Source organism: Chlamydiales bacterium, assembly GCA_041395025.1.
In the GTDB taxonomy this organism is placed as follows: domain Bacteria; phylum Chlamydiota; class Chlamydiia; order Chlamydiales; family JAAKFR01; genus JAJACP01.
This window is the reverse complement of the sequence record JAWLBH010000001.1, coordinates 1,114,085-1,138,872: the sequence shown is the minus strand read 5'-3', so window position 1 is coordinate 1,138,872 and position 24,788 is coordinate 1,114,085. Positions and strand designations below refer to the sequence as shown.

Here is a 24,788-nt window from a genome sequence, read left to right as displayed (position 1 = left end):
AATTTTTAGAAAAATTTTTAATATAAAACGAGTCCATAGGCATGGTATAGCCTATCTCGATTTCCAAATTCATCAAAAAAAGTCTCTTATTGAAAAATTAACTGCGTGGTTGATAAACTGCTTCTAAACGGGCAGAAAGTTCAGCTAAGGAGACACGCACGGATCCCACCTGTTCAATGGCAATACTTGCTGCCACATTGGCAAGTTCAGCTGCCTCTCCAGGAGGCATATCATTTGCAAGCGCAACTGCAATCATGGCCATCACTGTATCACCTGCTCCTGTGATATCCTTGATATCATGAACATATGTTGGAAAATCTTGACGAATTCCTCGTTCAAAAACAGAAATTCCCTCCTTAGAACGAGTAATCATTAATGTTTTTGGATGAACAATATGAAGAATTTTTGCAGCGATGTCATCTAAATTGGCTTTTCTGCCAAGACCCGCAGCTGCAATTGCTTCTGAAAGATTCGGTTTAATCAATGTCACACCTCTATATCGCCTAAAATCTTCTCCCTTAGGATCAACAATAACGGGGATCTTATATGATTCTGCTAAAGTGATTAACTCACGCAAAAGAGGCACGGTTAAAAAGCCTTTCGCATAATCTGAAATTGCCACTAAATCGATCTCTTGTAAAAGAGCAGGAAGCATTTTGCAGATTCTCTCTTCAAACAGAGGATCAAGAGGAGTCAAAGACTCATAGTCCACTCGTACGATTTGTTGTCCTTCAGCAAGGATACGATTTTTTAAAGGGGTACGAAACTGAGGATCACGGACCAAGCCTCTCACATCTACTCCCTCTGCTACAAAAGATTGGATCACATGGTGACCCTCCTCATCATTCCCTACTCGACCCAGTGCAACAACTTCCATTCCCATGGAAATGAGATTAAGAATCGTATTACCTGCCCCTCCTGGATGAGAACTTTCGTTCATCACACGCAAGATTGGAACTGGGGCTTCAGGAGAAATCCTCTCTACATCACCAACTGTGTAGAGATCTAACATAAAATCTCCTGCAACCAAAATCCGTTTTGCCTCAAAATTTACCAAAATTTCTTCCTTAGTAAGTAATTTTGAACATAGTCTTTTAAAGCTTCTTCTAAACTCAATGCTGACTGAAATAGTCCTGCAGATTTTTTCATCGAAGCACAAGTATAGTTTTGGTATTTATCCACTAAATCTTTTGGCATCGGAATATATTCAATCTCAACTGATTTCCCCAAGGCTTGCATTAATCCCTCTGCTATCGCCTTCCATGTTGCAGCTTCTCCTCTTCCAATATTAAAAATTCCTGTGCAATCATTTGTTAAAAATTGAATTGTCATACGTGCAGCATCTTTCACATAGATAAAATCCCGCATTTGTTCTCCATCTCGATATTTATCTGGCTCAGAAGATTTAAACAGCTGTAACCGCCCTTTCTGATTTAGATCGTGAAACATTTTTAAGATTGCTGAGGACATTCTCCCCTTATGGTATTCATTAGGGCCAAAAACATTAAAGTATTTTAAACCCACCACCTTATCCAATAAGTGATGTTGCTTAAGCCAAAGATCAAATAGGTGTTTAGAAAACCCATACATATTCAATGGTTGATAAGATTCTAATGTTTCATGGCAATCAGAAAAGCCTCTCTTGCCATCCCCATAGGTTGCTGCTGAAGAGGCATAGATAAATCGATGTCCATGGCTAAGCGCATAATCTGCAAGCCGTACTGAATAGCGATAGTTATTTTCTAACAAATAATTCGCATCCATTTCGACAGTGGTGGTGCAAGCTCCAAGATGAATAAAACTCTCAATTGCATTTTCTTTTCCTTTTAACCAATTGAAACAATCCTCCTTATGAATCACATCTACAAATTGCTTGCCAACAAGATTTTTCCATTTTTCTCCGGATCCGAGATTATCGACAATAATGAGATTTTTAATACCCGAGTCATTTAACATACGGATGATAGCTGATCCAATAAAACCCGCTCCACCGGTAATGACAATATATTTATATCCAGAAATTTGATGACTCATATCAAAAGATTTGAACCATTAGGTATTTTATAAAAAAACGCTGTACCAGAACCACTCATCGTACCATTTAATTTTTCTTTAATCAAAGCAAGATTAGGTCTCATTTTAAAAGCAGGTTTTTCCAAATCATTAATATAAAGTGGTTGTTGATTTAAAAATCCTTCAAGGAGTTTTTCAGGATCTTCTTGATGACAATCTGAAAGATCTAAAGCTTGATAAACAGCTGGAGTAGACAAACCTCTTTTTGGGATGTAAACCCTAAACTTTTGGTCGATTCTTGGGATATCACGAACAATTTCCCCACGTCCTGTACAATAGGCAGAGCCTGTTCTGGAAAAAAAAAAAGGCACATCCGAACCAATTTCAAGAGACCATCTCTGAAGCTCTTCATGATTTACATAACCATGAAAAAGTTGATTAAGGCCTTTTAAAGTAGTTGCTGCATTGCTACTTCCTCCACCAAGCCCAGATTGAAGAGGAATGTTTTTTTCTAGTTCGATAGAGACTTTGAACTTAAGTCCAGTTTTAAAACGAAAAAGATTGACAGCCTTCCAAACAAGGTTACTAGGAGACATAATTGTTGGATTATTACAATAAAAATGGTCTTGATTCGACAAAGTAATTGTGATTTTATCAGTCAAATCAATCAGATGAAACAACGAAGCAATATTATGATAACCATCTCGACGCTTCTCAAGGACCCTCAAAAAAAGATTGATCTTTGCAGGGGAAGTAAAGGCCATCCTCAAATGATCTCTCCTAGAACTTTAGGGACTCGGTATTTCCTCTGTTTCCATAGTAGATTGACCTTCTTCTGGCTTCACTTCAAGTATAAAAGAAGCAAACACATCTTCTGGGAGTTTGAGTTTAATTGTGTGTTTTCCTACTTCTTTAATTGGAGAAGATAAAAGAATATGCTTGCGATCGACTAGATAACCTTGAGACTCCATCAAACGCACAATATTAAGAATTGTCACTGAGCCATACATTTTTCCATCAGGATCAACTTTGACCTCCGTCGAAATGATCACCCCATCCAAACGAGCAGCTAATGCTTCTGCCTCTTTTTTTTCAATTCTTGCTTTTTTTTCTCGCTCTTCTTTTAAAAACGCTTGCATTTTCAACGTATGTTTATCTGCGACAACTGCTTTCTTTTGTGGAATAAGAAAATTACGAATAAAACCAGGTTTAGCAGAAACAAGGTCTCCACTTCTTCCTAAACCATCTATATCATCTAATAATAAAAGCTGTTGTTTCATGAGTTACTTCCCCCAACAAAAGGCAAAAATCCAATGTAACGAGCCCGCTTAATTGCTGTATTCAAGAATCGCTGAAACTGTGCAGAGACACCTGTAATACGCCGAGGAAGAATTTTACCACGCTCAGTAATAAAACGCTTAAGTGTATCCACATCTTTGTAATCGACCTCCTTCCAACCTGCTGCTATGAAAGGACATCGCTTTGGAGTTAGACGCTTTCTTCGAGAATCTCCCATCAAATCTGACGACATTTTTGACATCTCCATAATTTCTTTATTCAGGTAATTTCTTAAATTCAATTGATTCTTTAATGGCATCCGTTTTCAAGGTTAAAAATCGTAAAAGATCTTCATTAAGATGGTATTCTCTCCATAATTCAGCTAGTTTGGAAGTAGGAGCAGAAAAGTAAAAAAGAAAATAATATCCCTCTTTTGAACCTCGAATTTCATAAGCAAGCTTTTTACGTCCTTGATCATGGACCTGATGCACTTTGCCTCCACGACTGGTAATTTCTAATGTAATTCTCTCTAACGCTTTGGCACGAGCATCTTCACTTAAAGTCGCATTAAGGACATACATCCCCTCATAAAGCTGAGTTTTTTCTTTCATAAATCTATCCTTTCATCAGAAAATTATAATTGAGCCATTTTTACAAGTTGAGCATTTTTTAAATATCTCTTAAGTTAAGTCATTTCCACTAATAAGCTGCTGAGCTATTTTGATTCCTTGAGTGAGCCAAGAAATTGCTACCATAACTCCCTTGTTAATCATAGCGGGTAAACATGCCTCTTGATCAGCTGTAAAATTTTCCAAAACATAACTCTCCAAACTTTTTTCAGAAGCCCCTCCCACTCCGATACGAAGACGTGCATAATCCGAACTAGACAAAGAAGCCTCAATATTCTTTAAACCGTTATGCCCACCAGAGCTGCCTTTTGCTCTCAAACGCATGACTCCCAATTTGAGATAAATATCATCAACAATCACTAACAGGTTGTGAAGAGGAAGCCGATAATAATCCAGCGTGCTACGTACAGCTCGACCACTTAGATTCATATAAGTTAAGGGCATCAAAACATAGAGCTTTTTATCATTCACTAACCCAATCGCAATTTTACCACTTAACCGTTCAATCGTTTTAAAAGCCAAACCTTGTTTTTCAACTAAGGCCTTCACAACCATAAATCCTAAGTTATGGCGGGTTTTTTCATATCTTGATAGTGGATTCCCTAATCCAACAATAAGAAAACCCTCTTGCATCATTTCTTCGCAACAGTCACTACAACTTCATTTAATTTCGTGATGACCTCTACTCCATTTGGAACTTTTAGTGTATTCAGTTTTAGAGACTGCCCCAAAACCAAATCACGCACATCAAAGTTAAATCTATCGGGAATATGACCTGGCAAACAAGACACCTTCACCTGACGCAATAACTGACGGAGTACTCCTCCAAGTTTTACCCCTGCACATTCAACGGTATTAAGAAACTTTACAGGAATATTTAAAGTGATAGGAATGTCATCATACAGTTCTTGAAAATCTAAATGTATAATTGCATATGAAGTGATGGCATAATGGATATCTTTAATAATTGCTTTAATCTTCTTTCCTTCAATCTCTAAGAAAAAAACTTTTGAAGAAAGTGTGCCTTTTTCGATCTGATTAAGAGATTTTAAAAATGCATTTCCATTCACAACAATAGGTTTCCCCTTTTCTCCTTTAGAATAGAGAATTGCTGGGATATCCCCCTGACGTCGAATTTTTTTTACTTCACTCTTGTTGCCAAGCTTACGACTCACTAAAGTGAGTTCCATCTTTTTCTCCTCATCTTCTTTGCTGAATTAAAAGATTATAAATCAAGTGAGATTTTAGAGCTAGTTACAAAAGTAAATTTTTCACGCTCACTACTATTTCTCTTTTTTTTCTTAAAAAAGATAAAAACGATCAACAAGAGCTTTTATTGAAAAATTGAAGAAATCGATTCCGCAGAGATAATCCGACGAATCGCCTCTCCAAACAGATCTGCAATTGAAACAACGACAATTTTCTCATGCCCCTCTTCTTTTACTGGCGGGACTGAGTTACTCATAAATATTTTTTTAATTGAGCTATTTATCAATTTTGTTTTTGCTTCCTCTACGAGTAAGCCATGTGAAAAGACAGCAAAAATTTCCTGCCCTCCTGCCTCTTTACAAGCACAAGCAGCTTGGATAAGTGTCCCACCTGTTGCACACATGTCATCTGTGAGAAGCACATCTTGTCCTTTTAAATTCCCAATAATCGCAGTAATGGCAACTTCTTTAGAGCTGACTCGCCTTTTGTCAATAACACCAAAATCAGCTTTTAAGTGATTCGCATAAGCTCTAGCAATTTTAATTGCCCCTAAGTCAGGTGCCATGACAATTAAATTATTTTTTTTTTCTTTTAGTATTACATCGGCTAATACTGGACGTGCATAAAGATGATCCACTGGAACATTGAAGAAACCTTGAATTTGTCCTGCATGTAAATCCATAGTCAAGACTCGGGTCGCACCAGCAGTAGCTAATAAATCTGCTACGAGTTTCGCGGTGATTGGCACACGTGGTCGATTTTTTCTATCCTGTCTAGCGTACCCAAAATAAGGGATCACAGCGACAATGCTTTTAGCTGAAGCTCTTTTCAAAGCATCGATCATGATGAGCAATTCCATCAAATAGTAGTTAGGCTTACGTGCGATTGACTGGACAACAAAGACATCTCTTCCTCTAACATTATCTTGAATTTGAACATAGATCTCTCCATCTGGGAAAGGCTCAAAAGAAACTCTTCCCATAGGAATAGAAAGATATTTACAAAGCTCTTCCGAGAATTTTGGATGAGAAGTACCGGAAAAAACACTATACTGTTGCTGAGTCATCAAGAAAAAAAACCAATTGAGAACATCGACCAATTCATAGAGATTCTATGAATTGGGGTGGAAGGATTCGAACCTCCGATACACGGTACCAAAAACCGCTGCCTTACCGCTTGGCTACACCCCAAAGGGATGTAATCTACTCAATCTTTGATTTTCTTTCAATGGTTTAGTAGGGTAGAGATTATGGATATTTTACATGTCACAAGCGAACTAGCCCCTATTGCTAAAGTCGGTGGATTAGGAGATATGTTGCAAGGCTTGTCTAAAGCGATTCTTGCTAAAGGACATCAACTTGAGGTGATTCTTCCTAAATATGACCTTCTCAATTGCGATCAGATTGAAAAATTTGTATTGGATATAACATCCAAAGATATGTCCATATGGAAAGGATTTGTCGAGTCGATTCCTGTGAGATTTATCGAACTAAATACTGTAGATAGTTTCAAAAGAGGCAAAATTTATGGATGTCCTGATGATCAATTTCGATTTATCTCTTTTTGCCATGCAGTTGTAGAATATCTAGCACAATCAGGCAGACAACCCGATATCATTCATTTACATGATTGGCATACAGCAGGAATTGCTGGTTTGATCAAAGAGCGATATCCTCAATTGAAAGGAAAAATTGTATTTACTATCCATAATCTAGCCTATCAAGGCCTTTGTACAGAAGAAGTGTTTGAAAGATTAGGTTGGAAAGATACAAAGATCAAAGAAGGAGCTCTTTATAATCTTATGAAAGGAGGAATCGTTTTTGCTGATTATATTACCACTGTTTCACCGAGATATGCTGATGAAATTTTAACGACTAAATTAGGAGGAAACCTACGCCCAGTCTTAAAAAAAAATCAAAAAAAATTTTGTGGCATACTTAATGGAATTGATAACACTTACTGGAATCCGGAGACAGATCCCTTTCTTCCGGTGAAATTTAGTTTACACCATTTAGAAGGGAAAAAAACAGTGAAAAAAATATTGCGCCAAAGACTCTCTCTCATTGAAGAAAACTGTCCACTTGTGGTGGCTATTACTAGGCTAGTTCCACAAAAAGGACTTGAATTGATTAAAACAGCACTTCTAAGAACACTCGAGTGGGGAGGACAGTTTATTTTAATCGGATCTCCTTTTGATGAAAAAATTAATAAAGATTTTTACCACTTAAAACGCAAACTTGCTGGTTCTCCCCATATCCATTTAGAGCTTAATTATCATGAAGAGCTTTCTCATCTTGTTTATGGAGGAGCAGACCTTTTTCTTGTTCCTTCTATTTTTGAACCCTGTGGTTTAACTCAGTTGATCGCGATGCGCTACGGAACAGTTCCTCTGGTGCGTGAAACAGGAGGATTAGCTGATACAGTGAATCAAACAAATGGCTTTACCTTTAAAAATCCTAAAGCAGAAGCTATCCAAGAAGCACTTGATAAAGCTCTTTCTCTATGGAACAGTAATCAATGGGAAGAACTTATGGCTACAGGAATGCGAGAAAACCATAGTTGGGATCAGCCAGCTGAACGTTATCTTGAGATCTATCAATCCATTCAGTCATCTTGAGTCATGAAAAATCTAGAAAGACTAAGAGGGGCTACTCTTTGTTCCCCTCTTGATCAGTCAAAAGACGGAGGACATACTCCCGATTCACCCAAATGTACTCTATTCCAGATAAAAGAGCATAAAAAGCTGCCACTGATATCGCAATAATTGCTGTATAACGTAAAGAGATTTGAGAAATTTTTCCTAAGGAGTAGGGAATCATCATAAAAACGACAAGAAAAGCACTTCCTGCTTGAATCATTGCTTTAATTTTTCCTGTAGCTCGAGCAGCAAGTGTAAATCCTCTAAATGCGCAGATTGTTCTTAACGTACTAATTACTGAATCACGATATAGAAAGAGAAAAACAATCAGCAAGGGAAGGTTCACTGGAGGTTGAGTAAAAGTTAAAAAGACTGAAATACGGTAAATACTATCTGCCATGGGATCAAGAATTTTTCCAAGATCAGTGACTTGATGCAATTTCCTTGCTAAATATCCATCAAAAGCATCTGAAAGTTCAGAAAAAATCAAAAACGTCAATAAGAAATAGGGAAGAATAATTGGATTAATTGCTAATAATTCATGTTCCAAATAAATAAACATGAAGATAGGTGTAATGAAAATACGAAAAAATGTAAGATAATTAGCAATACTCACGTACTCAGCCTATGGATTTTAGATAGGCTAATTTAGACAACATTTTTAATCAAGAGAGACCATTCTTTTAAAGCAACCCATTAAAGAGGGTGAGTCAATTGTTTGATCAAAGTAGATTGTCTGCTCTTTCATTTTTGGCTTTTTTCCAGAATTCCCATTCTATGTGCATGACACGACTTTGCAACCCGGTGCTAGATTGTATAAATTTGACAGCAATATCTAGACAATTTTTGCAAATCTTCTCTGGGTCGATTTCTGAATCTATTCCATTAGGAAACAGCTGCATGTAAAAACTTCGATACTGATTTTCCAGCTCCTTTCTAGATAAATAATGAGGGCAAGATTTTTTGCTCATAGGATCAAAATCATAAGTTTCATCTTCTTCCATAAAAAAAGAGAGCATTTTCAACTTCAATAAATTCAATAAATCTTTAGATGGAATATTAGAATTATTATTAAAAAATTTATTCAAACAATCTTTTATTTCATTAAGCTCCTTACCAAACCTCTGTTCTGAATTCTCATTTTTATAGCCACGAGGTTTTGAACCTTGATTTCTAAATGCATCAGCATACATGAATGCAACACGTTTGAAAAAAGTCTTGTTAAGAGAAGTGTCTTTCAAATGCTCTTCCGAAAGTTTATCTAAGATGACATTCGCAAAATTAAAATTGGTCATACTCACATCACAAGCAATATATTCTATTGAATAATAAGATTTTAGCTCTTTTAAACTCTTCAGAATCGCATCATCGAATTCAGAAACATGTGGATGTCGTGAATGCAAACGTTCGTAGATGCCATTGACCCGATCCGATGATTCTCCAGGAATATAATCTTGCAAGAATGCGACAATTCTCGAATCTAGAGGAAGGCCATGATTGATTTCATCATTTTCTATGACGATCTCTTCTAAATATAATCCTCGAAAAGTTGAGGATGCATGGACTGTCTCTAAGCGTTGAATCCCATCATCAATCAAATAAGCAATCACAGGAAGCACCAACCCTATCACTCCTGAAATTAGTTCAACAGTCGCACCAAAAACTCGAATAAGTGAAATTTGTAGATTTTTAAAAGCTGTTCCTAGTTCCCATTTGATAAAAAGATCTCGAAACAAACAAATAAATAAACGAAAGAACTCCTTTGCAAAAACAGCGATGCGAAAAACAAGCGCTAGGGCATAGCCAACCATACCCATAAGATAAACGAGTGGAAAATGGAAAATTGCTTTGGAAGTCAAAGTTTTTCTACACCAGTATTCACTTAAAGGGTTAAAAGCTTGACGACCTTGGAGAGGCTCTTCTTGATTTCGATTAGAGAATCCCGAAGAATTATTTTGTTGGATTTGAAATGAACGATTTAAATTGATGATCATTGATATTAAAAAAAAAAAATTAACTTCTTAAGTTTAACAAATACTACCCATGTAAGTAAAGTAGAGAATGTATTGAATATCAACTATTCTATGGATTAGTAAAAAATATTATAGAAAAAATTCACCGTAGATTCATGAATGGAGTGATTTTCTGATTGCTCCTGTCTGATCATTGCCATATAGTTAAATGACTACATACCATATATTATGATGAATTTTCAAGAAATGATTTTAAATCTTACCCGATTTTGGGCGAGTAAAGGGTGTTTGATTCATCAAGGATATGACCTTGAAACTGGAGCTGGCACCTTTAACCCAGCCACTTTTCTCCGCTGTTTGGGACCTGAACCCTATTCTGCAGTCTATATTGAGCCTTCACGTCGCCCAAAAGATGGACGTTATGGAGATAATCCAAATCGCATACAATCTTATCATCAAATGCAAGTCATTATCAAACCAGCACCTTCTGAAATCCAAAATCTCTATCTAGATTCTTTAAGAGCAATCGAATTAGATTTGAGAGAGCATGATATTCGTTTTGTGCAAGATGACTGGGAAAATCCCACGATCGGGGCTTGGGGGTTAGGTTGGGAAGTTTGGGCTGATGGAATGGAAATCACTCAGTTCACCTATTTCCAATCAGTTGGAGGGCTTCCAGTAAAACCAGTCAGTGTTGAGTTAACCTATGGTCTTGAACGGCTAGCTCTTTATATTCAAGGAGTAGATTCGTTTTTTGACTTAAAATGGAATGATGAGATCACTTATGGAGAGATCTTTAGACGGAACGAATGGGAATGGAGTCATTATAATTTTACGAGAGCTGACCCCGCAATGTGGTTACGTCATTTTGAAGATTTTGAGGGTGAAGCAACACGTTTAATCCAACACGATTTGCCCATTCCAGCTTATGATTTTGTAATGAAAGCCTCGCATACCTTTAATATTCTTGATGCACGAGGGGTTATCTCAGTAACTGAACGCACAGGTTACATTGGACGCATTCGTTCGCTAGCTAGAGCGATCGCTGAGCTTTATATAAAAAGTCGTGAAAAACAATCTTTCCCTCTCCTAAAAAAGCAGACAGAAGAGATACGACCCCCTCTTTTTCCTTGTACAAAAAAATATGATCTCAGGATCGAACAAGATTTTCTTTTGGAAATCGGATCTGAAGAACTTCCCGCAGGTTTTGTAGAAATAGGTTTACGTAGTCTTAAAAGTAAGATTGCTGAATTTCTGCAGCAAAATGCTCTTGTGTTTCACACTATTGAAACCTATGGCACCCCTCGTCGTCTTGCAGTTGTAGTGAGAAAATTAATCAGCGAAACTTCTCCTAAACCGATTGTACGCAAAGGTCCTTCTGTAAAATTTGCGTTTGACATTCATGGAAAACCTACACAAATTGGTCAAGGCTTTTTCTCTTCTATCCAAATTTCTGTGACCTCGTTGGAACAAATAAAAAATCGAGAAGTTGCGGAAGTCAGTATTCAATCTATCAAGAATGAAGATTATCTCTTTGTAAACATCCAACCTCCCATCCAATCGACTGCTTTACTTTTAGCTCAAGCTCTGCCTTCTTTGATTTTGAAAACCTCCTTTCCGAAGATGATGCGTTGGGATCAATCCAATATTGAGTACCCTCGACCGATTCGATGGATAGTTGCGTTGTATGGTGAAGAAAAGATTTCTTTTTCTATTGGAGAGATTTCCTCAGGAAAACTCTCTTTCGGGCATCGTCAACTTGATCCTGCTCCCTTTACAATTTCCTTCGCTACTACCTATCTTGAGACCCTCAAATCGCACATGGTTATGGTTTCTATTGAAGAGCGTAAACAATCTATCCTCACGCAGATAAAAAACCTAACATCGGAAGGTAAAATCGTAGCACAAGAGGATTTACTCTCTGAGTTAGTTCATCTTGTAGAATGGCCTTTTGTGATCAAATCAAGTTTTGATCACAAATTTCTACAAGCCCCTAAAGAGGTTCTGATCTGTGAACTTGTTGAACATCAAAAATATTTTCCTATTGAAAGCACCGAAGGAAAACTCACTTCTGAATTTCTTATTGTTTGTGATAATAGACCAACAGATCTTATCCAAAAAGGAAATCAAAGAGCTTTATCACCTCGTCTTGCTGACGGGGTTTTTCTCTATGAAGAAGATCTAAAAACTTCTCTTGATCATTTGAATGATAAACTGAGAAAGATGACATTTCAAAAACAACTTGGAAGCGTCTGGGAAAAGGTAGAACGTCTAAAAAAAATCACTACAATCTTACATAACTCTCTTCCTATTTGTAACATTCGTGATTTACACCGTGCCGCTGAATTGTCTAAATCTGATCTTGCTTCACTCTTAGTTGGAGAATTTCCTAGTTTACAAGGACATATAGGAGCCATTTATGCCCTTAAACAAGGGGAAACTGAAATGGTTGCCTCTGCTATTAAAGAACATTGGATGCCAACTGGAGAGAAAAGCATTCTCCCTAAAACACCCTGTGGCGTTTTGTTAAGTTTAGCTGATAAGATGGATAATCTGATGAGCTGTTTTATTATTGGATTGAAGCCCACATCATCTAGTGATCCCTACGCTCTGCGTCGACAAGGGAGTGGATTGCTGAAAATTATGATTCAACAAAAACTTCATTTTCTTCTAAATCAAATATTTGATGAAATTGTAAAGCTTTTCCCAACTACCCAAGAAAATCTTCTTCAAGAGATAGAAATCTTTCTTATCCACCGCTTTCGTACTATTCTTCACGAAGAAGGATATCCTAACGATGCAATAGAAGCGGTGTTGGCCAAAGGGCTTAATGATTGTTATGATATTTATCGGAAAATCCAAGCCTTGCATGATGTGAGAAAAAGCGAAGGTAGCACGTTTTCTTCAATCCTCAAAACCTATATGCGTGTAAAAAAAATTCTTTTTACCCAAAATCCTCAACTTCTACTACCCTCACAAGCAAGAGATAAATCTCTTACCACTCACTTTCCTAAAGTCAATCCAACGCTATTTGAAGATCCAACAGAAAAAGGTCTCTACCAAGTGACTATAGATATAAAAAAAACATTTGAAAAAGAATTATTCCATCCTAGTAGATCAAAAGACAAAGACTATTCAACTGCTTTCTTACTCTTATCTCATTTTGAAAAACCTGTAGAAAATTTATTTGAAAAAATTAAAATTCTTACAGATTCATCTTCTATTCGTGTCAACCGCTTAGCAATTTTACAAGAGATATGGGACTTATACGAAAGCCTTATAGCATTTGATAAGATCCAAGAGAGTGAAAAATGAGACTCACCTCTCTTATTTAGCTGATATCTAAAATATCTCAAAAAACGTTTCTATCATCAGACTGACTCTTGTGCATCCTCTTCTAAATCAAAAAACCTGTCTCTAGGATCAGACTGACTTGCTAGGAAAAAAGGATATTGAATCAAAGAGCTAAAAAAATTTTTAAAACCATCAGTATAGTTGTTGCTATTTTCAACCACGTCTTTCTTGATTTCAACCCAATGTTCTTCAACTAAAGAATTGAAGAATAGAAAACAGTACATCTCATTTTTTTCCCACAACTTTTGGCATAAAATACCGGGAGGCATCTTAATGCTATGGAAATCATGATAATCTAATAGTATCGTGAAACAAACCAGGAATACCGGCCTGTCTATCAGATCATCTAACATAAACAATAATAACTTATGAATATCAGAATTAGACACATCTAGAGTATCTAATAAATATTTGAATAAATAAGGATTAGGAGTACGGGTCCCTAACTTCAAAAATTGAAGGGTATCTCCTAACTTTGTCTTGGGAAGCAATTTTTTCACTACTTCTGTATACCCTGAGGAGAGCGCTAACTCAATAGGAAGATTCCCCTCTCGAGTCAGTAGATTAGCACTTTGAGGAAATTTTTCTACTAATATCTCGCATTCTTCAGCATAGCCATAGTGAGCCGCGTAATGGATGGGGTATACTCCATTTTCATTCGCAAGATGTTGAGCATCTTGCTTGAGTAACAGATCCAAGATCTTGTTCACTTCCAGTTGATTTTTCTTATCATATTGGCGGCAGAAAACAAAATGTAAGGCAGTATTTCCTTCTACCCCCCGACTATTCACATCTACTTCTTCTTGATTTAGCAAAAGCTCCACGCACAAGGGAAATGGTGCTTGAACTGCAAAATGTATCGCTTGACTCCCATTATTATGAGATGCTTTTGCATTACATCCAACAGCCAAAAGCGATTCAATAATCTCACGGACAGAGAAATCGCATTTATGTTTTGTGATGTATGCCCTTGTAGATTCGTCACTCAGTTGTTTCAGGTATGGATATTCTTTATCTTTTTTAAGAGCCCAGATTATCAACTGGTTTTCTAAGCTTTTAAAGTTAGCTTGTCCTAATCGGCCTACTTGGTCAAATAAAAGTTTAAAAATATTTCTATCTCCTATATAAGCCGCATATAATAAAGGAGATTTTTCATCTTCATATGATCGAATTTCTGTAAAATCTATGATAGGGCTACACCCCATATCCATAATCACTTGGAGTTTTAAAAAAATATTTTTCCTATCAGATACTAGTTTCTCACTACAAAGATATGAAAGAATCAAATTGTTTAATCCAAGATTCACATTGGATGTGGGATTTTTAGCTAGCTTTTGTATTAAGGCATAAGTAGCTGATAAATCAACTTTCCCTAACTCATTCTTTACTAAAACATCCCTTTTATTAAATAACGTCTTGCTAAAACAGTCCTGCAGAATCGTTTGACATTCACGGATTATCTCTTCTGTTTGGTATCCCATGGTTTTGTTTATGCAATACTTGTCTACTTTTGGCTTTCCATCTTTATCTAGAAATTGCTCCGTCACTTTGGAAAATGATTCTCCGAAAAATGAGAGAATTTGAGATCCATTAACAACAGAGCATCTCTCTTTCATAGCTTTAGATACTCCTTGCAACCTTTTAAGAGTTGAATAATCGGAATATTCTAATACCATTTCGATAACTTTTTGCAATTTCTCTTTCTCCTTTTCGGATAAGCTCAAGTTCTTATGAGTGACGAAAGATAATTGTTCGTTAATAAAATCTTTAAATAGATTTGTATATTGATCATCAAAACGAAGTATTTGACTCCTTATTCGATAGAGGGTCTCTGAAGTTAAAGAAGATTTCCGGTCAACCAATAACATAAAAAAGAGGTTTTGATTTTTTCTTTTCACGACCTCTAATAAAAAATCCTCAAAAGCAGGATCCTCAAGATCCTCTTTCTTTAATAAGAGGCGAGTTAAAATAGGTAGCATATTTTCATCAATGCCCCGATTTTCTATCACAAGATTCAACCCGAACCTGGCCAAATGATTTTTTTCTTCATCAATGCCCCGATCTTTTATCAAAAGAGTCAAGAATGGATACCCCAACCTGGGCAAATGAATTTTTTCTCCATAATTTATTAAATATTTAACCAAATACGAGTCGCGTCTACGTACTGCTAAAGTCACAAGTCGCTGATGCAAATCTTGAGGCATTTCTGCGATATTACATAACCGTTCTAACGTTGCTATATCTCCTTCACAAATCGCCAACTCAATAGGAAGCTGACCCTCTTCATTCAGTAAACTGGCACTTTCAGGAAATGTTTTTACTAACTGCTCGCATCCATCGGCATGGAAACGTTGAGCCGCCCAATGGATAGGGTATTCTCCCTTTTCATTCGGAAGATGTTTAGCCTTTTTCTCTAATAATAATGTAAGGATCTCCTTCACTTCTTTTTTATTTTTCATATTGTAGACGTCTTGGAAAACAGAATGTAAGGGAGTATTCCCTTTTTCCCCTGGACTATTGACATCTACTCCTTCTTGATTTAGCAAAAACTGCACACAATCGGGAAATTTTGATTGAATGGCCATATGTATCGGTTGATTTCCATGAGAATCACGTACTGTTGGATCACATCCATCCTCCAAAAGCAATTGGAGAATCTCTAAGACAGCAGCATCAGATTTACGATTAATGAATGAGCTGAGTTGACCTGAATTTTTATCTTTCATAAGAGCTAAAAATATTAGGGAGTTTTGTAGTCTCTTATACCCATCCCGGGCTTTTAACTTTACTTCTTCAAATAGCATACGAAAAACCTTACTCTCCCCTATTTGTTTGCTGTTCCAAGGATCGTATCTTCCTCATCAGGATCCTCCTCAAGCAATAATGGTTGTTGCAGCGATGTATTGTAATTTTTTTGATGCCTTGGGACATTGAGGATGCTATCTTCTATATCTTCCAATTTGACAATTAAAGCTTTCCAATCAATAGGGTAATCAACAACATTAACGGATGGAAAATTTTCAAAAAGATTATTAATTCTTGCAGCTACTCTATCCCTATTGAGGGTCGCCCCATGATAGCGCAGTTTGATCCTATTAACGAGGCAACAGGACTGCTTAACCAATCCCCCCTTTTCCCTAAGCTTGCTTGTGATGAGATAACGGTTAGGATTATTAGTAAACTTTTCAACTTGTCTTTGAAATTTTACCATTTCTGCATAATATTTTTGATCAGCATTAAAGCGACTCACACCTTCCATAAACCCTCTAAAATAAATAATTCCAAAAAATTATAATGGCAAATTTTTAGAAAGGATCTTTACTTTTTCTTTATAATTTATCAAGATAAAAGCACCCAGTAAACAAAATAAAGAACCTATCATCATGACAGTAAAAGAATTAAAAAGATAAAAAAGAAAACTCCCAAAAAAGGGAATAAAAACAACCGTGCAAACCTACAGCAAGAATATTCGTTTCTGTAAAAGGTAAACTTCTTTGCTCAGAAGAAAAAATCGCAGGAGAAAGATGCCAACTTAGTTCACTTGCTGGTGATCGTTCCTGCGTTTAAAAATGATCGGTGTGGGCGGGGAATTCTCTTGAAATTCTTTAATAAATTTTTTACTCAGATCACTAAATTCATTAGAACTTAAAGTAAAACGACAATGATCTAATAAAATAAAAAAAAGTAATCCTTTTTTGTTTTCTTTTGCCTTTAACAAAAGGTTCTGATTTATAGGATATGGATAATTATCTAATATTTTTTTTGCATACACAATGTAGTGGTTATTTCCTATATTCTCTTCTGAATGATCCCAGATCTCTGTAATCATGACTAATATCAACTTATTCGCATCAATAGGGATCTTATGCTCTTTCATTTTTTCTAAAAAATATTCGAAAATGAAGAAAGAGTGATTAAGGATTGCTACCTCTAAATATTTATAATACTGATCCTCTTCTAGTGGATCATCACAAAATTCTTGTACCAGCTCTATATGTCCATAAGCAATGGCCAAATCAATAGGATTTCTTTGATCCACGTGATTTATACTATCAGGAAATTTGTCTAATAATTTTTTAAAATTTCGCCTATCTCCCTTTTTAGCTGCGAAATGGATAGGAAGGTGACCATCTGTATTGGAAAGCTGATCATCAACTTTGTCTAAAAGCAAATCAACTATCTCATCAACCCTCTGCTCTTCATTCTCAATCTCATTAACGCTTGCCAAGGCCATATGTAAGGGGGTATTCTCCTTTATTGCCGAAGCACAATTGGCCTCTGCCATATGCTCTAATAGAAGTTTGACACACGTGACAAACTTTGACTCAGCTGCGCAGTAAAGAGGGCGATTCTGCCCAACATTTGGATCAAAATTCTTCTCCAACAGGAATGTTAACATGTTATAGGCAACTTCCTCTGATTTATTCTCAATTATTTCAACAAGCCATTTCTCTCGACAGACATCAACACGAGCACTTAAAAGTTTGCTATTGTTTGTAACAGCAAGACTCATCAAAGAATAGCCTTTTTCATCAAATCTAAGCCAAGCATTCTGTTCCGATGGTGGTAATGTTTCAAATTTCGCAAATAGCAAGTGCATAATCTCTATATCTCCTAAAATCAATGCATAGGCTAGAGACGACCGATCATCTAAAATACATCCCATGTCAAGAATTACTCGGATTTTTAAAAGCTGGTATTCCCTAAGAATAGAAGTTCGACTGTAACTCAAAATACATTTTTCAAGTACTTTCCTTAATGCTCGATTGGCATTAGGAGTACTCTTAAACTGGGTTTGTAGGTATAATAAATAGTCTGATATACTATCGGATTCATCAGCCACGTTTACGTTTAAAAACCGCGCAAAATTAATATCCTCGAGAATTTCTCTAATAATTATAGGATACTCCTGTAAATTCTTGTTGAAAGTCTGACCTATAGGTTTTGGAATTGGAATAAAATTATCCTTTACTTGCTTTGCTGTTATCATTATTTGGCTTACTAGTTTTTGTACTTTTTTTAGGGTTCTTAGGCTCTGTTTTTCTCCTATTTTCTGATAAACTTGTTTCCTAGAGATGTCTTTAATCTGTTTTTTTCCTATTTTCTGATAAACTCGTTTCTTAGAGATTTCTTTAAATCGATCAGGGTTTTTTTCGAATTGATTAAAGAGCTTTTGTCCTTGAACAGTGAGTTTTTTTAAGGATGCTTTTCCTTCAACAGTGAGTACTTCTATTTTTTCTGGCATTCTAATAATCAAATCTTCTTTCTCTAATTCTTTATAGTGAAATTCATGTCCTAAATGAAACCAAGCAAGATGTTTCCCTATTCGACTTCCAATAGCTTCTTGTATGATAGATCTTTTAGATAAAATGCGCAGATTTCGCATCTTCTTCAATTCTAAATAAGAGAAGATGGTATTCCAAGCTATTACTGGTAATTCTACTTGAGACCTTGACGACCTTAAGGATGAATTTTGCTTTTCAAGTTGGACTACTTCTTCTTCTTTCAGAAGGAAGTGTTTTTCAATATACTTTCTACACAAAGCATCATATTTCTGAAGATTTTGATTTATTCTCTCCTTAGTATTAGCTTTGATCTGTCCCTTAGAATCATATAAATAACTTAACAGATAAAAAGAGACTCTCCAAAAATTCTTCTCAAGCATATCCAGTAAAAGATCCTCTACCTTCTGAAAGATATCCGATTGATCTTCTGGATCCTGACTAGAAAGAGAAAGATCCTCTACCTTCTGAAAGATATCCGATTGATCTTCTGGATCCTGACTAGAAAGAGACTGCTCTAAGCTCCCTAATATCATCATACAAAAGACTATGGCTTGCTCTTCAAGTACTGCTTTCGCTGCGGCTCTGAATTGCTCTTGTTGACTCTCGATTGTTTTCGTCAACAAAGCTGGCAAAGAAGCAAGTATCTTCTTCTGGAACAAAATCTTATCTACCTGTTTTACCTTTGGTGTTTGTAGGAAATATTTGTAGAGAGAGAAACCGTTAGCTTCGATCTCTGATTCAGGCCGAGAAAAGGCAAATGTGATCGCTAAGTGACACCAAGAAAAATAGTTATCATATATCATCTTATCGATATCCAATTTGGATTGTATATTCTCTATCCTTCCTCTTATATCGGACCAGTTATTGCTACTGCTAGATGCACGCAAGTCATCTAGGAATGTAAAAAATGTGCTCACCGCCCTTGTATGCCCGAGAAGCACAGCTAGATCGATAGGATATCGACCAGCATGATTCTTCGCATTTGCATTCCGCGGAAATCTTTCCAATAACATCTTGTATTCATATCCACGTTGAAGCGCTAAATGGAGAGGGTAGTTTCCCTGATCATCGCAATGATTCTCAAGATCATCTCTATTTAACAACATTGTAACAATCTCATTCACCTGTCGTTCATCTTTCTCTGCATAAAAGTTGAAAACATGATGTAGGGGGGTCTTACCCTCTGCTGTAACACCATTAACCTTTACCCCTGGTTGCTCTAATAACAATTTCACGCAAAGGGGAAAATGTAAATGAGCCGCAAAGTGGAGAGGCGTAGCACCAAGGTAGCGAGGCGTATTACTTTTTGCGTTTACATCGAATCCCTTTTCCAAAAGAAACTTTAAAACTTCGAAGACAGCTTCATCCGATTTACGCTGTCTCATCATTGCTACCCTTTGGCTGGACGACCCGAATAAAGAAGATTCAGGAGAATTCTTTAGAAAAACGTAATGTATCAGATCGGAATGGAGATAATTTCTCCTTCCCCAATTATACCATTCTTGCTGCTTATCCGTTGGCCATTTGTCAAATTGTGTGAATAAAATTCTCACAAGCTCTATATCTGCTATAGAAACTGCAGAGAATATGACAGAATCCGATGATGGAGAGAAAATGCATCCCATGTCTACCATAGCTTGTAGATATGAAAGATATTGCTTTCGATCAGACTGAAATTTGTCAAATTTTTTGTATAAGAAGCGCTCAATGGCTTTATTTAATCCAGTATTTAAACCTCCTGTTGCTCCCTCCTTAGCGATCTGCTCTCGTATCAAGGCAAAAGTCTTTTCTGGAATAATTTGATCCTTATCATCCCGTTCTACATGTGACTCATTAATAATTGTATGTAACGCGCGCGGAGCTTTTAAACGAAGTAGATCTTGAATGACCCGAATACGGAGTTGCTCAAGACTACTTAAGTCAATCTTATGAACCTTTATAGAATTTGAATCGCTCTTTTGTGATTGTATACTCTCCTGCACTTCTGCCAAGCTGACATTCTTGTTTGTATTCTTTTTTTGAGGAACAATTTTTTCTCTTATCTTTTCTAATTTTTCACTTAAATGCTCAGAATCTTGGAGATCCATAGATAAAAAACTCGACAAAAAGCTATCAATTCTCTCATCCACCTTCTCTTGATTAAGACTAGCTCCATAATACCAAAGTTTGATATTCTCGATTGGACGCCATGAACGCTTGATGATCCCCCCTCTCTCTCCTAGCTTACTGGTGATGAAATAGCCTCTCTCATTCCGAAAAAATTCATTAACTTGGTTTTTAAGCCTTACTAATTTATGATTGAATGGCTCTGAAGCTATCTCTGAATTACCTCTAAAGAGCTTATAACTGTCACTGGGCGACCCGATATTATCCATAAACTTGATAATTTTATTGATTGATTAATAAAATTATAAACCTTTAAGGGGTTTGTAGTCTATTTTTAATTTTTTTTTTAAAAAAAACTAAAAAAAATAAGCTATTTTAGACAAAAATCTTCATTTTCCTTAAAAAGGGATAGAAATCTTTTGAATTCACTGAATATGTTTTTTAACTTTACAATCATATCTGCTGAAATATGGACTCTTGATCTTCTCCATTATACTCAAGTTATGGGTATTTAAATTAGATTGCAAATAATCTATCAATATAAAACAGAACTCTTCATTTTGCTTTTTGACTGCCTCTAATACGGCCTTCTCGATGGACGCCTCTTTATAAATTTCTAATAACATTTTTGCATAAAGGACTAATCGCACATTTTGTAGTTGTGATGGCCTATTACCTACTACTTGTGGTTGCGATAGCCTATTATCCGCCATATTCTTGTAGCATCCAATCATTACCAATAATAACGCATCCACATCAACCGGATAGTCTTTTCTTTGTTTTAGCAAATATTTGAATAAATCCAGATCACCATTCATAATAGTCGATTTTAAACATACAAAATACTTATCCTTATTCATAAAAGTGACCTGAAAAAGGTTTTTTAACCCTGCTTTATTTCTACAAGAAATAGCTAGCTCAAGAAGCTTACCATCTTTATCGTGAATATCCGCAACCCCACATAATCTTAATAAATCCTCAAGACTAGAACTATATCCACGTTCAATAGCCAAATGTATAGGGAGTTTACCTTCTTCATTTGGATGCTGTTTAACATTAAAATTCATTTTTAAAAACATCTGCAAGATTTCGCTAACTTTTCTTTCATTTTTACTTCGATTCGGTAGGAAAAGGCAATGCATGAGAGTGTTTGTTCCTATCTTCACCGTCTCAATAACAGTCTTGATATCTACCCCTTGTGATTCTAATAGCAGCTTCATGCAGAGGGAAAATTGTGATTGAGCTGTTAAGCAAAACATTAGACCGGCATTACTCAATACTGTTTGATTAGGATTGTTGTTCGAATTCGAAAGCGATTTCAACATCTGCGAGGCAATCTCACCTCCACTCAATACATCTAGAGTAAATCCTTTGCTGAAAAGCAATTTTAATATTTCACAGGCAGATTCATCCGATTTCATGGAAAGACGTCTAGAAATTATTTTATCTAAATCCTGATTTTCGGATGGTAGTGATGTCGCTTTTGTAACGACCAACATGATCAGAGAATAACCGTTTATTTTGAATCCATACCATTGCTCTAAGTTTATCCTAGAGAATAAGATCTTAAATAACTCCACATCCCCTAAATAGGCTGCATATATTAAAGGAGACTCGTGGTGAGGAGTGACAATACATCCCATATCCAAAATCCACTCTACCCATGAAACATATTTCTTTCTTTCATAAACAGTTTGATCCATATCAAAATATCTAGATGGATGAGATGGACACATTTTAAAATATGTTTTTTCATTAAGTAATTGATTTAATACATAGTTAAGATGATCCTCTGTCGGAGACCGTTGTATGTGTCTCTTTATTGATAATTTTGTAGCAAAAAAATCGATCTTACCTAAAGAATCTTTTTTCAGATATAGTGTAAGCAAGTGAGCATGACGCTTTAAAAATTTTTTCATCCAATAGGTATTTTGCGTGAAAACGTCCATAGCGTGCTGGTCACTATATTTTTTAAAAAAATCTTCGCTTATTTTTAATTCTGCATCCGCAAATTGCCTCATTCCTTGAGGATAGGATTTGCATATATTTTTCATTGCTATCGAATTGATAGATTTCAAGTAGTTCTTACGCATTTGTGTAGATAGTATTGGAAATTTCACCACATCTGGTATCTCTAAGTACTCCACAATCTTAGGAAAAATATCTTTGTGATCCACAAACTTAAGACCAGTATCTTTTGACCTGAATAGGACCTTTTCTTCTCTAATTAGAAAAATCGTATCTTTGAAAGTGTTTACGATTAATTTAAAAGATATTACTTTTTTGATAAAATCTTTAAATTCATTACTATAGTTATCTAGATAATTTCCATCTTTGTCTATCTTATCTTTCAAACTCTCTAATGGTAAATTAAAAGATATTCCTTTGTTAATAAAGTCTTTAAATCCAACATCATAAGTAGGGCTCGCATTGATTATCTTTTTCATCTCAATCCAGCTTTCTTCGATCAAAGAAAAGCCCTGATCATCTAAATAAGCTAACAAGAGAAAGAAAAGGGTTTCACGTTTTGTTTTTAATGCTCTTAATAAAAGTCCTTCTAGAGTCCTCTCCTGAAAATTCTCATTTTCTAATAACAGTTTGAGAAAAATAGATGCTGCAGATTCAGTGATGTTGCTACATTCCATGAGAAATTCTATGATGCTATTCATCTTCAAATCTGCTTTCTTATTATTTAATAAAAATTTGAATACATGAAAATGACCATAACGTATGGCGATCTGCAAATACTTAAAATAGATTTCAGAATCTATATCACTTTGATCAAATAATTCTCTGACTACACCCACATTTCCATGCGAAATAGCTAACTCAATAGGTTTTTGATTCTTTATATTCTCAATATTGACACTTTCAATGGATGCTGCTAATAACATCCTCACGCTATCTACGCAGCCTGTTTTTGCTCCCAAATGCAGGGGGGTATTCTTGTCTGCATTTGGTAACTGTTTTGCACCTTTCTCTAGAAGTAGCCCCACCATCTTACTAATTATCTCCGAACTTTCTACCTTATTAGTCTCCATCACGAATACAAGATGCAAGGGGGTATTCTGCGCATTCGTAAGAGAATTGACATTCACTCCTCTATCAAGCAAAAGTTTTAGAGAATCTGGAAAACCTCTTAGGACAACGTCGTGTATCAGTGAATCACCTTTTCTTATGGTGATGTTTGGATCAAATCCCTTCTCTAGAAGCAATTTTAAAACTTCCAAGACGGTCTCCTCCGATTTTTGCTGCTGTTTTTGAAGGAAGTGAAGTTTTACCTCATTTTCTTGATAAAAAAACTTCCATGATTCCCTAGATTGTTTATCAGATTGTGAACTAGATTTTTTATCAGATTGTGAATTGGAACTCAGCTCAACCAAGGGCATGCGCATAAAGAGGTAAGCCAAAAGAGTATTTCCTTTTCTTTTAAAGTCTTGCCATGCCTTTAAATCTATCTTGTCCAATAAGAATCTACACCAATCTATATCCCCTAAATAGACTGCATACAATAAAGGAGAGTAGTCATAAGGAATAGGAATACATCCCATATCCATGATCACCTTTGTCTGTACAAAGAGATCTTTTCTTGTTTTCTCTTCTGTCGTAGGCCGAGCTGATAAAAAAACTAAGTCTGTGAGTGCCCGATTTAATTTCGCATTTAAAAGACTCCTTGGGTTATTCACAATCGTCTTCCTGGTCGAGATAAACGTCTTCTCTAGATCTATTTCATTAGAATTATTTTTTATGACCACATCATCTGATTGAAGATACCCACCTGTTAGAAGATGGTGAGTAAAAATTTGTTGGGATTTAGTAATCATTTCAGGAGAAATATCTCGAACGATCCTTTGATAGCTCTCAATGACTTTTGCCTTTTGCTCACAGTGTAATGCTATAATCCTTTCAGCTTTTTCAATACTATTCCCCCCTTCTGCCTCCTGAATAAAGTAGTTCTGTTTCATCTTTTGGAATTCCTCAGATAAACTCTGCCAATCAATCCTAGAATTGAGAATAGGGAGAGATTCTGATTCAAACGTTTCAAAAAGAGTATCAATCCTCTTAGCAATGTCTGCTATTTTATCACTCGCACGATACTTCTTAAGCTTATCCCCCACTGATCTGATTCCGAAAAATCCCCTCTTAACCACTCCTCCTTTTTCGCCAAGACGATCAGTTAGTACATAACCCGGCTTTTCATTAAACTTTCTAATTTGTTCGTGAAATTTTATGATCCTTTGATACATGGCTTGATCATCATTCAAGACTCGACTCAACCGCTCCATAAACCCTCTAAAATAAA

Annotated in this window: 17 protein-coding genes and 1 tRNA gene; 2 read left to right on the top strand and 16 right to left on the bottom strand. The window is 36.0% G+C overall.

The genetic code is table 11. The features are described 5' to 3' along the window. Positions 1-97: 97 nt before the first annotated feature. From R3E91_05250 to R3E91_05205, 10 genes are all read right to left on the bottom strand, one after another. On the bottom strand, positions 98-1,057 hold the full coding sequence (locus R3E91_05250) for a PfkB family carbohydrate kinase (protein ID MEZ5315593.1): 960 nt from the start codon (positions 1,055-1,057) through the stop codon (positions 98-100). After that, positions 1,051-2,034 carry an ADP-glyceromanno-heptose 6-epimerase gene (gene rfaD / locus R3E91_05245; GenBank protein MEZ5315592.1) on the bottom strand — a complete coding sequence of 328 codons (984 nt, stop codon included), beginning with the start codon at positions 2,032-2,034 and terminating at the stop codon, positions 1,051-1,053. Before rfaD ends, R3E91_05250 begins: the two co-directional genes overlap by 7 nt. Next, a complete protein-coding gene (gene ispE / locus R3E91_05240) occupies positions 2,031-2,777 on the bottom strand; it encodes a 4-(cytidine 5'-diphospho)-2-C-methyl-D-erythritol kinase (GenBank protein ID MEZ5315591.1) in 747 nt (248 codons plus the stop codon). The genes rfaD and ispE overlap by 4 nt, the downstream gene beginning before the upstream one ends. Positions 2,778-2,801: 24 nt before the next feature. Then, positions 2,802-3,293, bottom strand: coding sequence for a 50S ribosomal protein L9 (gene rplI / locus R3E91_05235; protein MEZ5315590.1), 492 nt, complete (start codon positions 3,291-3,293; stop codon positions 2,802-2,804). Continuing rightward, entirely contained in the window at positions 3,290-3,544 is a 255-nt protein-coding gene (rpsR, locus tag R3E91_05230) for a 30S ribosomal protein S18 (protein ID MEZ5315589.1), read from the bottom strand. The genes rplI and rpsR overlap by 4 nt, the downstream gene beginning before the upstream one ends. A gap of 22 nt (positions 3,545-3,566) precedes the next feature. Next, positions 3,567-3,902 carry a 30S ribosomal protein S6 gene (rpsF, locus tag R3E91_05225; protein MEZ5315588.1) on the bottom strand — a complete coding sequence of 112 codons (336 nt, stop codon included), beginning with the start codon at positions 3,900-3,902 and terminating at the stop codon, positions 3,567-3,569. Between the two features lie 69 nt (positions 3,903-3,971). Next, a complete protein-coding gene (gene pth / locus R3E91_05220; GenBank protein ID MEZ5315587.1) occupies positions 3,972-4,556 on the bottom strand; it encodes an aminoacyl-tRNA hydrolase in 585 nt (194 codons plus the stop codon). Next, complete coding sequence (locus R3E91_05215; GenBank protein MEZ5315586.1) at positions 4,553-5,110, bottom strand: 50S ribosomal protein L25; 558 nt, start codon at positions 5,108-5,110, stop codon at positions 4,553-4,555. Before R3E91_05215 ends, pth begins: the two co-directional genes overlap by 4 nt. Positions 5,111-5,253: 143 nt before the next feature. After that, the gene (locus R3E91_05210; GenBank protein MEZ5315585.1) at positions 5,254-6,195 is read right to left on the bottom strand and encodes a ribose-phosphate pyrophosphokinase; all 942 of its coding nucleotides are present in this window, start codon (positions 6,193-6,195) and stop codon (positions 5,254-5,256) included. A 52-nt stretch (positions 6,196-6,247) separates the two neighbouring features. Then, positions 6,248-6,319, bottom strand: a tRNA-Gln gene (locus R3E91_05205). 59 nt (positions 6,320-6,378) lie between these two features. On the opposite strand from R3E91_05205, the gene R3E91_05200 reads away from it, so the two are divergent. Beyond that, the gene (locus R3E91_05200; protein MEZ5315584.1) at positions 6,379-7,746 is read left to right on the top strand and encodes a glycogen synthase; all 1,368 of its coding nucleotides are present in this window, start codon (positions 6,379-6,381) and stop codon (positions 7,744-7,746) included. Between the two features lie 31 nt (positions 7,747-7,777). Here the strand turns inward: R3E91_05200 and pgsA are convergent, their stop codons facing one another. Together pgsA and R3E91_05190 are read right to left on the bottom strand one after the other, a co-directional pair. Beyond that, a complete protein-coding gene (pgsA, locus tag R3E91_05195) occupies positions 7,778-8,383 on the bottom strand; it encodes a CDP-diacylglycerol--glycerol-3-phosphate 3-phosphatidyltransferase (protein MEZ5315583.1) in 606 nt (201 codons plus the stop codon). Between the two features lie 106 nt (positions 8,384-8,489). Next, positions 8,490-9,761 carry a hypothetical protein gene (locus R3E91_05190; protein MEZ5315582.1) on the bottom strand — a complete coding sequence of 424 codons (1,272 nt, stop codon included), beginning with the start codon at positions 9,759-9,761 and terminating at the stop codon, positions 8,490-8,492. Positions 9,762-9,968: 207 nt separating this feature from the next. Here R3E91_05190 and glyS point away from each other — a divergent pair, with 207 nt between their 5' ends. Next, entirely contained in the window at positions 9,969-13,055 is a 3,087-nt protein-coding gene (gene glyS, locus R3E91_05185; GenBank protein MEZ5315581.1) for a glycine--tRNA ligase subunit beta, read from the top strand. Between the two features lie 56 nt (positions 13,056-13,111). Here glyS and R3E91_05180 read toward each other — a convergent pair whose 3' ends face one another. The 4 genes from R3E91_05180 to R3E91_05165 all read right to left on the bottom strand — a co-directional run bounded on the left by R3E91_05180 (position 13,112) and on the right by R3E91_05165 (position 24,771). Next, positions 13,112-15,898 carry an ankyrin repeat domain-containing protein gene (locus R3E91_05180; protein ID MEZ5315580.1) on the bottom strand — a complete coding sequence of 929 codons (2,787 nt, stop codon included), beginning with the start codon at positions 15,896-15,898 and terminating at the stop codon, positions 13,112-13,114. Between the two features lie 20 nt (positions 15,899-15,918). Beyond that, the gene (locus R3E91_05175) at positions 15,919-16,353 is read right to left on the bottom strand and encodes a hypothetical protein (protein MEZ5315579.1); all 435 of its coding nucleotides are present in this window, start codon (positions 16,351-16,353) and stop codon (positions 15,919-15,921) included. A gap of 273 nt (positions 16,354-16,626) precedes the next feature. Beyond that, complete coding sequence (locus R3E91_05170; protein ID MEZ5315578.1) at positions 16,627-20,754, bottom strand: ankyrin repeat domain-containing protein; 4,128 nt, start codon at positions 20,752-20,754, stop codon at positions 16,627-16,629. Between the two features lie 156 nt (positions 20,755-20,910). Continuing rightward, a complete protein-coding gene (locus tag R3E91_05165; protein ID MEZ5315577.1) occupies positions 20,911-24,771 on the bottom strand; it encodes an ankyrin repeat domain-containing protein in 3,861 nt (1,286 codons plus the stop codon). Between the last annotated feature and the right edge of the window lie 17 nt (positions 24,772-24,788).

Excerpts from the sequence above, each read along its gene's own strand:
- rplI (MEZ5315590.1), bottom strand. The coding sequence starts at position 3,293 with ATGAAACAACAGCTTTTATTATTAGATGATATAGATGGTTTAGGAAGA.
- pth (MEZ5315587.1), bottom strand. The coding sequence starts at position 4,556 with ATGATGCAAGAGGGTTTTCTTATTGTTGGATTAGGGAATCCACTATCA.
- R3E91_05180 (MEZ5315580.1), bottom strand. The coding sequence starts at position 15,898 with ATGCTATTTGAAGAAGTAAAGTTAAAAGCCCGGGATGGGTATAAGAGA.
- ispE (MEZ5315591.1), bottom strand. The coding sequence starts at position 2,777 with ATGGCCTTTACTTCCCCTGCAAAGATCAATCTTTTTTTGAGGGTCCTT.
- rfaD (MEZ5315592.1), bottom strand. The coding sequence starts at position 2,034 with ATGAGTCATCAAATTTCTGGATATAAATATATTGTCATTACCGGTGGA.
- R3E91_05170 (MEZ5315578.1), bottom strand. The coding sequence starts at position 20,754 with ATGGATAATATCGGGTCGCCCAGTGACAGTTATAAGCTCTTTAGAGGT.
- R3E91_05215 (MEZ5315586.1), bottom strand. The coding sequence starts at position 5,110 with ATGGAACTCACTTTAGTGAGTCGTAAGCTTGGCAACAAGAGTGAAGTA.
- R3E91_05190 (MEZ5315582.1), bottom strand. The coding sequence starts at position 9,761 with ATGATCATCAATTTAAATCGTTCATTTCAAATCCAACAAAATAATTCT.
- R3E91_05175 (MEZ5315579.1), bottom strand. The coding sequence starts at position 16,353 with ATGGAAGGTGTGAGTCGCTTTAATGCTGATCAAAAATATTATGCAGAA.
- rpsR (MEZ5315589.1), bottom strand. The coding sequence starts at position 3,544 with ATGTCGTCAGATTTGATGGGAGATTCTCGAAGAAAGCGTCTAACTCCA.
- R3E91_05210 (MEZ5315585.1), bottom strand. The coding sequence starts at position 6,195 with ATGACTCAGCAACAGTATAGTGTTTTTTCCGGTACTTCTCATCCAAAA.
- glyS (MEZ5315581.1), top strand. The coding sequence starts at position 9,969 with ATGATGAATTTTCAAGAAATGATTTTAAATCTTACCCGATTTTGGGCG.
- R3E91_05200 (MEZ5315584.1), top strand. The coding sequence starts at position 6,379 with ATGGATATTTTACATGTCACAAGCGAACTAGCCCCTATTGCTAAAGTC.
- R3E91_05165 (MEZ5315577.1), bottom strand. The coding sequence starts at position 24,771 with ATGGAGCGGTTGAGTCGAGTCTTGAATGATGATCAAGCCATGTATCAA.
- rpsF (MEZ5315588.1), bottom strand. The coding sequence starts at position 3,902 with ATGAAAGAAAAAACTCAGCTTTATGAGGGGATGTATGTCCTTAATGCG.